Here is a 10,904-nt window from a genome sequence, read left to right as displayed (position 1 = left end):
AATAAGGCAGCAAGAATTGTTGTCAATCACTGCTTAAATTGCCGGATTGGAACTATTGTTTTCGGGTGGAATCAAGGCAACAAGAATGGGATTGAGCTAGGCAAAAAGAATAATCAGGAATTTGTTCAAATTCCTACCACTTGTCTTAAAGAAAGAATCAGACAATTGTGCGAACAATATGGAATTCAGTTTATAGAAACTGAAGAAAGCTATACATCGAAGGCGAGTTTTCTGGACAAGGATTTTCTACCTGTATTCGGCTCAGGCCCGGAAGGGTGGAAACCAAGTGGGAAAAGAGTTCATCGTGGAATGTATCGCACAAAAAATGGAGAATTCATCAACGCCGATGCTAATGGTGCTGCTAACATTCTCCGCAAAGTAGAGATACAGCTAGGTCTTGCTCTAGCCAAGGTCAGTAGGGCGTTTTTGACTGCGCCATCCAGAGTCTTCCTCTGGAACTCTAAAAAGATAAAACGACGGGACGCGGCTTCAGCCCGTCCCAAAGTATCTGCTTAGAATCCCCCGCGTTTTAACCGGGGGAGAAGTCAATATCTCCACAGGCTTTCTATAAACTTATTTTTTATATCTTAAGTCTATTGACAAAAGTTCGCTGATAGCGAGTCAATAACAACGACTCACGGCGTCTTAAAGCCATTAGCTATACTGGTGAATAAGCGATTCCCTAGCAGACTTATACCCGTAAAAACATGTCTTTCAGATTTCTCCTAAATGATGCCTGGAAAGCGTGGCATCGTCATAGCGGTTGGATGGCTTGGAATTTATTTCTCGCTTTTATCCCCTTAGCCTTAAGCGTTTGGCTCTTTCGCCGCTCATCTGGAAACCGTAACCTTTTGTGGTGGGCGGGTTTAATTGTTTTCATTGCCTTCTTACCCAATGCACCTTATCTGCTCACTGATATCATCCACCTAATTGATGCCGTTCGCCGTAACTACTCCGTATGGGTTATTACTTTAGTCCTAATTCCTCAACATCTTAGCGTTATTCTACTTGGGTTTGAAGCTTACGTTATATCTTTAATTAATTTAGGATACTATTTACAAAAGCAAGGAATGGGTAAATTCACCCTTCCGGCTGAACTCATTATTCATGCCCTATCTGCGGTTGGTATCTATTTAGGGCGGTTTAAACGATTTAACAGTTGGGATTTAGTCACACAACCCGATGATTTAGTCCAAACCGTCGTTGACGACTTAACCGCCAAACGTCCCTTGTTTGTCACCTTTGTCACTTTTATCGTGTTGACTGTATTGTATTGGGTGATGAAACAAGTCACCCTTGGACTAATTTTAAAAATGCGTCATAGAAAACTTTTCCACGAATCTGATTAAATTCATTTGTTCGTCAAGCATTTGCCGCTATCAAACCAGCGTTAAAGACTCCAGCCCTTACAATGCACCAGGCAGTATACGTTAAAATGCTGGCAGAACAGGCATTCGGTGAATTACCCAGCCCATGATTGACACCATTAAAACTCAACTGTACCAACTGGAACAATTTGCCAATAATCTGGTTGGCAATCAGCTTACCCATCTGAGTGCATTAAGCATTGGCATTATCTTTGCGGCTGGGTTGCTGACTAGCCTCACTCCTTGTATGCTATCCATGCTGCCAATCACAATAGGCTACATTGGCGGCTATGAAGCCAAAGGACGCCTACAGGCTGCGACTCAATCTACTTGGTTTGCACTGGGTTTGGCAACCACCCTAGCGGGGTTGGGAATTTTAGCCGCATCGGTGGGACGAGTTTATGGTCAAGTGGGTATTGGGTTACCCATAATTGTCAGCCTGATTGCGATTATCATGGGGCTAAACCTACTCGAAGCCTTACCCCTGCAATTACCGTCTTTTGGGGGAATGGAGTGGATTTCTCCCGATTTGCCCAAGGGGGTACGTTCCTATCTGATTGGTTTAACCTTTGGTTTAGTCGCCTCTCCTTGCAGTACTCCGGTTTTGGCAACCTTACTGGCTTGGGTAGCGAGTACACAAGACTGGGTTTTAGGAGGTGTTCTGCTATTATCCTATACGGCTGGTTATGTTACCCCATTGATTGTGGCAGGTACATTTACCGCTTCGATCAAAAAATTATTAGAAGTACGCCAATGGTCGAGTTGGATTACACCCGTGAGTGGGGCTTTATTAGTCGGATTCGGTGTCTTTTCGCTACTGTCTCGGATTCCTGGGGGAATTTTTTAATTTAATGACGTTAGATAATCAATCTGTGGCTAATCCTGTCGGACGTTGGTTCCGGCGTTATATCGTATCATTCCTGGCTGATTTACGACTCGCGATCGCACTCCTTCTCGCGATCGCTATTTTCAGTATCAGTGGCACCATTATCGAACAGGGTCAATCTCTCGCCTTTTATCAAGCCAATTATCCCGAAGATCCCGCCTTATTTGGCTTCTTAACCTGGAAAGTTCTCCTATTCTTAGGATTAGACCATGTATACCGGACATGGTGGTTTTTGTCAATCCTGGTTCTGTTTGGCAGTAGCCTCACCGCTTGCACGTTTACTCGTCAATTTCCCGCCCTCAAAGCCGCCCGTCGCTGGAATTATTACCAAGAACCGCGTCAGTTTCAGAAGTTGGCACTCAGCGCTGAATTAGAAACGGGTTCCCTGAATTCTTTATCCCAACTGCTACAAGCCAAGCGCTATCGGGTATTTCAAGAAGGAGATAGCCTCTACGCCCGCAAAGGAATCGTCGGGCGGATTGGTCCGATTGTGGTTCATGCCAGTATGTTGATTATTCTGGCTGGATCAATTTGGGGCGCGATGACGGGATTTATGGCACAAGAACTGGTTCCTAGTGGTGCAACCTTTCATGTCAGAAATATTATTGATGCCGGTCCCTGGGCAAAATCTCAGGTTCCTCAAGATTGGGGGATTCATGTTAATCGCTTCTGGATTGACTACACACCCGAAGGTGGAATTGATCAGTTTTATTCCGATTTGTCGGTGGTGGATAATCAGGAACAAGAAATTGACAGAGAAACCATTTATGTGAATAAACCTCTGCGCCATCAAGGTGTCACCTTCTACCAAACCGACTGGGGAATCGCAGCGGTGCAGGTACAGTTAAATAACAGTCCAATATTCCAGTTACCTATGGCGAAACTGGATATCCAAGGGAATGGGCGCATCTGGGGGACATGGATACCAACGAAACCGGATTTAAGTGAAGGGGCTTCACTGTTGGCAAAAGATTTACAGGGGACGGTTTTGGTGTACGATGCCAAGGGGAAATTAGTCTCCACGGTGCGTTCTGGAATGAGTACCCAAGTGAATGGGGTAACGTTGCGTCTGAAGGAATTAATTGGCAGTACAGGCTTACAAATAAAAGCTGATCCGGGCATTCCGATTGTGTATACAGGCTTTGGTTTGCTCATGGTGGGTGTAATTATGAGCTATGTCTCCCACTCGCAAATTTGGGCATTACAAAAAGGCGATCGCTTTTATGTGGGGGGGAGAACTAACCGCGCCCAGGTATCCTTTGAGCGAGAAGTGATTGAGATTTTAGATCGCTTGCATGAGGATAAATCAACGCCTGACGTTCCGTTACAAGATAGCGAAGGTGAAAGCCCCTATGTTTCAGTCAGGGGATGAGGGTGAAAAGCTCCCCCTGTATTAGTTTTCACCTTAAGTTGACACCAATGGGCAATACTCCGGGCGGGTTTGCGGGCTTATTCAATGATTAAGAATTAGCTATTTATGATCACTCAACTTGAGCAAAAAACCTATACCCCTGAAGAATATTTAGACTTTGAAACGGCTTCCACAGAACGCCATGACTATATCAATGGAGAAATCATTCCAATGACAGGTGGAACTCCTGACCATAATGAATTATCCATCGGTCTGGCGGCGTTCTTGAAATTAGGATTACGGGGGAAAAACTATCGCATCTTTGCTACAGACCAGCGACTGTGGATTCCCGATGCTAATCTCTATACGTATCCCGATGTCATGGTAGTGGAAAAGCCGTTGCAGCTGCAAACGGGACGCACTGACACGATTGTTAATCCCTGTTTTATTGGTGAGGTTTTATCCAAGTCAACCCAAGACTATGACCGTAGTGGTAAGTTTGTCGCCTACCGCACGATTGCCAGCTTTCGGGAATATCTGATTATTGATCAGTATAGGATTCATCTGGAACATTATGTGAAAACGGCGGCGAATCAATGGCTGTTGTCAGAGTATGTTGATCCAACTGTTACCCTGTCTTTTAATGTGTTTGATTTTCAGCTCAAAATTGCTGATCTCTATGAGAATATTGAGTTTAACGACTTCAGTTAGTTTGTAGTTGCGCTGTCTTCGCCATAAACACTCCCATGGGAGCATGAAGCGGGAAAGCACAAAATGTTCAAGCTCTCCCAAGGAGTTGGGTTTCGCTATCGCTCTACCCAACCTACAAAGGTGACTGATTTCGCGGATTTTTATGAGTGTTGAGTATGTAGGGGCGGGTTTCACGACCATCTTTTTGGTTGCACCCAGATGTGACTAAACCCGCCCCGACTCAGGTTTCTGCCTTATTTTTCCATCCTCCCTAATTCCCCTGCACAAAACTCATCAATATCGCTGACATCGGGATGGGTGTGGAGATAGTCCCGCAACCAGTCGCAACCGCACGGTTCCGTCATCTGAAGCGCTAGCAATTTGCTTCCCATCGGAGCTAAAGCTAACACTATTAACCGCATCTTGATGACCGCGCAGGACGGTTAATTCGGTTCTCTTTTTATCCCACAACCGCACGGTTCCGTCTGCTGAAGCGCTGGCAATTTTCTCTCCATCGGGGCTAAAAGTTACACTCACAACCGCAGATTCATGACCGCGCAGGACAGCTTAAATTCGCTAAAATATCTAAGTAAAGCCGAGGATTCGATAAGGTTTCACTGATACCATGGGCAAATTCTAACTGTTCAATCGCGGCAGAACATTGACCTAAATTAACGTGCGATCGCGCTTTAATCCAGTAACATCGGCTGATTAGCTCTACATCAATCCCATTAATCAGCATTGGCGAATGGAATTCGCGGCTAGACAAACCAAGTCCGCCTGCGCGGACTAACAACAAATTCACGGGTTTCGTTTGTGTAGTTGCGGTTTCAACCGCCCCACTTAACGCCGCTTCCGCTAAATCCTTCGCGTCTTGCCAACGTTCTTCAGCCAACGCAACATCCGCCAAAAACGTATAATCCAACGCCAATTTATCCCGTCGATTTTCTCCTTGGTCAAACGCCAATGCTTGTTCCGCCAACTCTTGTAATTGTTGCCAATCCTGGAACTCCCGCAAAACCTGACCAAACACACCAAGGGAATCCGCCATTAAATCCGGACGTTGCGCCCGATTAAAAGCAGTTAAGGCTTCTTGAATAGAGTCTTTAAGTTTCTGTTGAATCTGATTATATTCATGACTGGGAATTGTCACGGGTTGAATCCGATTAATTTGGCAGAAATAACCATAAACCATCTCCTTTAAAACAATGCCTTGATAGTCGAAACGCTGCAATTCCTGCCAACCTACCAACGCTTGCTCAAAGTAATGAATCGCTGCCTGAATATCTCCCTGTTGTACTTGACAAATCCCTAATAATGTGAATAACGACGCCGCTAATTCCGGTTCTAACCCGTTATCCTCTACCTGTAACTCCCCTTCAGCCGCCTCTAATTCCGCCTTCAGTTCGATGCACTCCGCCTCGGTTAAATTCAACCCATCTGCCAACCATTGATTCGCCTTCCCTTTAATAAACGCCGCCAACTCCCCACGGCTAATATTAAACTGACTACTCACGCCCCAACTTTGCAGATTACGGGCAAACTGCATCCATTGAAACTTAACCGAATCCGTCACCCAAACCACAACCGGAAACGGACAATGCTTACGAAACTCTTCCCGCACCAAATCCGCCCCCGCCAGCATCGTCTCCAGGGATAGCACCGACTCCAACCCCAAAACCATCAACGCCCCCGGTTTATCCCCCTGCAATTTTCCCTGAATCCGCTGATAAAGGGCGGTATCATCAGGGTTTAGCGTAATCGTGGGAATGTCCGCCAAAGAGGAATCCTGGAGGCATTGAATCAGACGCGATCGCAGACTGTCATAATTACATCGGGCAAAAATCAGCAAAAACTTACCCTGAAAGGCTTCCAGCGCCAACGCCAGTTCCTCAAGTTCCGTTTGATTCTCCGGTGTAATATCAGGTGGCTGCGACATCGTTTCCTTCGTTCGCTCGTAGTAAGCGCTTTAGCGCCATCATCGTTTCAACACTTACCATAAAATTCTCAGCAACATTATCTGACATCGGGGATTAAGCAGAGGGCAACCCGATAAATTGAACAAATACACCGCTAGTTTAACTTCAAATGACACGAAAACCTCACGATCAATTTGCCAAGCAATACCTAGAGGAATTATTAGCCCCTCTAGGAAACGTCGAAACCAGTCGGGAAATATCCCCCGAAATCCGCCAAGTTGATGTTTGGTTTGTGCCAACACCATCACCAGCAACAGCACCCGAAAACCTGGGATTACTGGGGCGAATGGCAACAACCGCCTGTCTATTGGAACCCTTCCGCAATCCACCCAGCCCCGCCGAGGTACTCGACTGCCAAAGCAAGTTAAACTCAGTACGCAGTGAAATGCGACGAAAAGCCAGACGAGAACGGACTTCATTTCCCGAAACCGATTGGCCCCACTTGTGGATTCTCTCACCCTCTTGTTCCACAAGATTATTAAACGGATTTGGTGCAAGACTGAATCAGTCAGGAAACTGGGGAGACGGTGTATATTTTCTGCCAGAGTTCCTGAAAACAGGATTAATCGCCATCAACCAACTGCCTGTCACTGAAGATACACTATGGTTAAGGGTTTTGGGAAAACGCGGAACTCAGAAGCAAGCCATCGATGAATTGGTTGCTTTACCCCAACAGAACCCCTATCGGCAGACAATTTTACAGATTTTGGCAAACTGGCGTATCACGATCAACGAAAGCGACAATTTAAGTGAACAGGACAGGGAATTGCTCATGAACTTATCACCAGCTTATTTAAAATGGCAAGAAGAAACCTTAGCACAAGGCAAGCGAGAGGGGATACAAGAAGGCAGACTTGAAGGCAAACTTGAAGGGCAACGCCAAATGGCGGAAAACTTCCTGCGAGTGCGATTTGGTGAACTTGACCCCGAATTAGCGAGCGCGATCGCACCCATGTTACAATTACCCCCTCAAGAGTTGACTCGGCTGTTATTTAACCTTGAACGTGAGGAACTCTTACTCTGGTTTGGCGATATGCCAATGCGAGACGAAACCTCACGACAAGAAGCCGTAGAACGGTTTCTGAGAGTACGATTTGGGGAACTTAACCCCGAATTAGCCAGTGCGATCGCCCCCATGTTACAGTTATCTCCTCAAGAGTTAACTCCCCTACTCATTACTCTTTCCCGTGAGCAATTGTTAGAACGATTTGCCTTAAAAACAAAGGACGAATGACAAATAACAAATGACTCTCCCATCCACCTGCTGCACCTGTACCATGGGCAAAACTTTGGGTTCTTCCTTATATCGCTGGGTTAACCGGGCATATTCATCAGCAAACTTTAACGCCAAGGGCATGGTATAAACCAGATGGCAGTTAAACTTTTGCAAATATTCTGCCTGATCAATAAAAATATATTCCTGTTGCGATCGCCCCCAACCTTTGGTTTGACCCTCAACCCGATCCAGGTTATCGACAATCACAACTAACCCCTGCTTCCCCTGCTGTTGCAACTGCGCGATCGCAGGTTCAATTAACTCTTGATTAATTAATATTTGCGATCATCCGGATCAGCGATATTAATCGTCTGACCAGGATTTGTCGCCCTAAAAAATGCTAATAAATCTACACTCATACCCAAACACTGATTTCACTGATTTATAGCAGAGATTGGGGTGGAGGTGGGAGAGTTTTGTCACACTGATGACACAGAGGTGTTAGTTCTCAATGAGCAAAGGATAAGGGTCATATTGATATCATTTTCCCATCAATACCTTTTCATATAGTTCCCCCGCCCGTTTCCAGGTATATTTCTGCTCAACCAGCGATCGCCCATTTTCTGAGAGTTGCTTGCGAAGCTGACGGTTCTCAAATAACCGACTCACGGCGTACACATATTCGGCAGTTTCATTCGCCCGTAATGCCCGCAGGGGAACATCTCCACCATCGACGGGCAATCCTTCTAAGCCGCGATCGCTCGCCACCACAGGCACTCCTGCTGCCATTGCTTCTAGGGTTTTGTTTTTAATCCCATAGCTAGTCCGCAGGGGAATCACACAAACTGTTGCCTTGTGCAAATAGTCTACAATTGAACTCACCTGACCTGCCACCGTAATTCCTGGACGTTCCTGCAACTCTAGCACCTCAGGTACAGGTCTGGCGCCCACAATTTCTAGGGTTGCTTCTGGATACCGTCGTAAAATCTCTGGAAACACGTCTAAGCTGAAGAAACGCACCGCATCAATGTTTGTCTGGCTATCCATAAGACCTACAAACACTAATCGATGTCCTCCAGGATCAGAGACACGCTTCGGAAATTGCTTAAAATCGACCCCATTGGGAACTAATGTGATCTTACCCTCTGGTTCGTAATCCTCAATCTGACGCCGATCGGTGGGAGTAGCGACGACAATATTGGTAAATTTGCTGCAATATCGCTCTTCGTAACGGCGCAGTAGGGGTAAATTTAATTGCTCTCGTAGCTGCTTATCCGCTGGTTTCCCGTCTAACTGATGGCGCTGCTTCCGATAGAGGGAACTATGAATATTGACGACGGTTCGCAACTTCTCTCGCCATTGGGGGCTCACATAAATTTCATTCATACTATGTTCGCAGGTAATGACTTCAAAGTTTCCTGACTCGATTGCCTGATTAACCCATTCCTGCATCTCAGGAGAGTAGTGCTTCAAGACACTCTGAGGTGTTCCTTGTTGCAAGAATGTACTCAAGCGCTGCATTGTTGATCGCAGTCCGCCGTTGCTCTGTGAGAGGTTGGGTTGAGGGAAAACGACGAGTTCTTCGACCCACTCCTGTAATTTTTCTAAGTTAGTCTCTGGAATATCATCAGTGCGTTGAGTCACCAGGGTAATCTGATGACGCTCACTGAGCGCCTTGAGTAAGTTAAATGTTCTAACCTCAGTTCCGCTGCTGGTGGGTGGATAGGGAAATTTGGAAGAAAGGATGAGAATTTTCATAAAGCTTCAGATTCCCGCTAAAATAGTCATAAATTCGCTTTTATCGGGATTGATGATGAATTGAGATGGCATTTATTAAATTTTCCTAATGGATTATATCTATTTCATCAAACAGCTTTACCTGATTATATAAACATTTTAAGATTTTAATCATAAATTATTTATATGGATAATTTATTGTTAAATTTTGATCACAAATTATTGATTGAGCATTTCTTGAGGCGGATATCTTTACGCAAAAATTACATCTATTTGTACGCCCCTCAAGATGTTGGCGCTTTGTGTAGGCTGTGCTGTCCTCACTACTCTATCAATCCCTTCTGCCCTAATTGAATCAAGGGCGCAAGAGTGGTGCCCCCACCCACGGGTATTTGGGGTAGGGGGTTCACTTTCCACAAATGACTTGTTCATAAAGCTGGGCAGCTCGCTCCCATGTATAATTATTCTCAATAAACTGACGTCCATTTTGTGACAATTCCTGTCTCAGTTGAGACTCTTCAAATAGGCGAGTCACAGCATCGACATACTCGGAAACCGAGTTCGCCCTCAATGCTCTTAGTGGTACATTGGGACTATCAACCTCAAGTCCTTCCAAGCCGCGATCGCTCCCTACCACAGGTACGCCCGCAGCCATTGCCTCTATGGTTTTGTTCTTGATCCCATATCCCGTTCGCATCGAGACAACGCATACCGTGGCTTGATGTAAGTAGTCTGCCATAGAAGGAACCCGCCCCGTTACCGTAATCCCAGGACGATTTCCCAGCGCCAATACATCAGAGGTTGGACGTGCGCCAACTAGGCTTAAGGTTGTGTCTGGATACCGTTGTTGAATGGTGGGGAATACCTCTAAACTTAAGAACGTCACTGCATCAATATTGGCTAAATTATCCATCGCGCCGATAAAAGTCAAGCGATGTCCACCGGGATCAACAGTTCGATAAGGGAAGTGGCTAAAGTCTACACCATTGGGAATCACGGCAATTTGACTGGAGGGATTAAATGCCTGAATTTGTTGGCGATCATCATCCGTTGTGACCACAATATGAGAAAATTTAGCACAGTAGCGCTGTTCATAGCGATAAAGCAGAGGCAGATTCAAGCGATCGCGCCAGAGATTTTCACTTGTACCCGTTTGCAACTGATTACGACAGGAGGCGTACACCGAACTGTGGATATTGACAACTGTTCGCAGTTGTTCTCGAAACTCTGGACGCACATAAATCTCGTTAACGCTATGTTCGCTAGTAATCACATCAACCTTACTCTCCTTGACACACTGATCAACCCAATCTTGTAGTTGTGGAGAATAAATCGAGAGGACGCTGGGAGGAATCCCCTGCTGTAAAAACTGACCAAAGCGCTTTAACTTTCCCCCTACTCCACCCTTTAAATGGGTTTTTTCCGGACGGGGAAATACGACTAATTCCGCCACCCATTCTTGCAACGCTTCGATTTCTGTATCTGTGACATCATCCGCCCGTTGAGTCAGTAACCTAATTTCATGACGCCCACTCAGGTGCTTGAGTAAATTAAATGTTCTAACCTGGGTTCCGCCTCGGGTAGGGGGATAGGGGAACGTAGCAGAGAGCATGAGGATTTTCATTATTCGTCATTAGTCATTGGTTATTGGTCATTTGTTACCGCTATTGCTATCTGT

10 protein-coding genes and 1 pseudogene are annotated in these 10,904 nt (G+C 45.7%); 6 read left to right on the top strand and 5 right to left on the bottom strand.

The annotated features are described in order from the left end of the window. The 5 genes from RLO19_RS17810 to RLO19_RS17790 form a co-directional block, all read left to right on the top strand. Positions 1-516, top strand: a 516-nt coding sequence (locus RLO19_RS17810) for an IS200/IS605 family accessory protein TnpB-related protein (RefSeq protein WP_446358517.1), incomplete at its 5' end; no start/stop codon positions are given. A gap of 191 nt (positions 517-707) precedes the next feature. Beyond that, positions 708-1,349: a DUF1361 domain-containing protein gene (locus RLO19_RS17805; RefSeq protein ID WP_446358516.1), complete on the top strand. Its 642-nt coding sequence runs from the start codon at positions 708-710 to the stop codon at positions 1,347-1,349. A 124-nt stretch (positions 1,350-1,473) separates the two neighbouring features. Further along, the gene (locus tag RLO19_RS17800) at positions 1,474-2,214 is read left to right on the top strand and encodes a cytochrome c biogenesis protein CcdA (RefSeq protein WP_446358514.1); all 741 of its coding nucleotides are present in this window, start codon (positions 1,474-1,476) and stop codon (positions 2,212-2,214) included. 4 nt (positions 2,215-2,218) lie between these two features. After that, positions 2,219-3,625, top strand: coding sequence for a cytochrome c biogenesis protein (locus RLO19_RS17795; protein ID WP_446358512.1), 1,407 nt, complete (start codon positions 2,219-2,221; stop codon positions 3,623-3,625). Between the two features lie 105 nt (positions 3,626-3,730). Beyond that, entirely contained in the window at positions 3,731-4,315 is a 585-nt protein-coding gene (locus tag RLO19_RS17790) for a Uma2 family endonuclease (RefSeq protein ID WP_446358510.1), read from the top strand. 273 nt (positions 4,316-4,588) lie between these two features. Here the strand turns inward: RLO19_RS17790 and RLO19_RS17785 are convergent, their stop codons facing one another. Together RLO19_RS17785 and RLO19_RS17780 are read right to left on the bottom strand one after the other, a co-directional pair. Further along, complete coding sequence (locus RLO19_RS17785) at positions 4,589-4,831, bottom strand: WD40 repeat domain-containing protein (protein WP_446358508.1); 243 nt, start codon at positions 4,829-4,831, stop codon at positions 4,589-4,591. Positions 4,832-4,841: 10 nt separating this feature from the next. Then, a complete protein-coding gene (locus tag RLO19_RS17780) occupies positions 4,842-6,233 on the bottom strand; it encodes a hypothetical protein (RefSeq protein WP_446358506.1) in 1,392 nt (463 codons plus the stop codon). Positions 6,234-6,382: 149 nt separating this feature from the next. Here RLO19_RS17780 and RLO19_RS17775 point away from each other — a divergent pair, with 149 nt between their 5' ends. Then, positions 6,383-7,507, top strand: coding sequence for a hypothetical protein (locus RLO19_RS17775; protein ID WP_446358504.1), 1,125 nt, complete (start codon positions 6,383-6,385; stop codon positions 7,505-7,507). An 18-nt stretch (positions 7,508-7,525) separates the two neighbouring features. Here the strand turns inward: RLO19_RS17775 and RLO19_RS17770 are convergent. From RLO19_RS17770 to RLO19_RS17760, 3 genes and pseudogenes are all read right to left on the bottom strand, one after another. Further along, positions 7,526-7,822 (bottom strand): annotated as a pseudogene (locus tag RLO19_RS17770) (ATP-binding protein); the annotation flags it as partial. A 207-nt stretch (positions 7,823-8,029) separates the two neighbouring features. Next, complete coding sequence (locus RLO19_RS17765; RefSeq protein WP_446358502.1) at positions 8,030-9,247, bottom strand: glycosyltransferase family 4 protein; 1,218 nt, start codon at positions 9,245-9,247, stop codon at positions 8,030-8,032. A gap of 385 nt (positions 9,248-9,632) precedes the next feature. Then, a complete protein-coding gene (locus RLO19_RS17760) occupies positions 9,633-10,850 on the bottom strand; it encodes a glycosyltransferase family 4 protein (RefSeq protein WP_446358500.1) in 1,218 nt (405 codons plus the stop codon). Positions 10,851-10,904 lie beyond the last annotated feature (54 nt).

The organism is Coleofasciculus sp. G2-EDA-02, from assembly GCF_040226375.1.
Taxonomy (GTDB): Bacteria; Cyanobacteriota; Cyanobacteriia; order Cyanobacteriales; family Coleofasciculaceae; genus Coleofasciculus.
The sequence above is the reverse complement of the archived record's forward strand: the minus strand, read 5'-3'. Positions and strand labels throughout refer to the sequence as shown.

What these genes read in the sequence shown, in the direction of transcription:
- RLO19_RS17790 (WP_446358510.1), top strand. Translation starts at nt 3,731, where the DNA reads ATGATCACTCAACTTGAGCAAAAAACCTATACCCCTGAAGAATATTTA.
- RLO19_RS17760 (WP_446358500.1), bottom strand. Translation starts at nt 10,850, where the DNA reads ATGAAAATCCTCATGCTCTCTGCTACGTTCCCCTATCCCCCTACCCGA.
- RLO19_RS17765 (WP_446358502.1), bottom strand. Translation starts at nt 9,247, where the DNA reads ATGAAAATTCTCATCCTTTCTTCCAAATTTCCCTATCCACCCACCAGC.
- RLO19_RS17800 (WP_446358514.1), top strand. Translation starts at nt 1,474, where the DNA reads ATGATTGACACCATTAAAACTCAACTGTACCAACTGGAACAATTTGCC.
- RLO19_RS17775 (WP_446358504.1), top strand. Translation starts at nt 6,383, where the DNA reads ATGACACGAAAACCTCACGATCAATTTGCCAAGCAATACCTAGAGGAA.
- RLO19_RS17805 (WP_446358516.1), top strand. Translation starts at nt 708, where the DNA reads ATGTCTTTCAGATTTCTCCTAAATGATGCCTGGAAAGCGTGGCATCGT.
- RLO19_RS17795 (WP_446358512.1), top strand. Translation starts at nt 2,219, where the DNA reads ATGACGTTAGATAATCAATCTGTGGCTAATCCTGTCGGACGTTGGTTC.
- RLO19_RS17780 (WP_446358506.1), bottom strand. Translation starts at nt 6,233, where the DNA reads ATGTCGCAGCCACCTGATATTACACCGGAGAATCAAACGGAACTTGAG.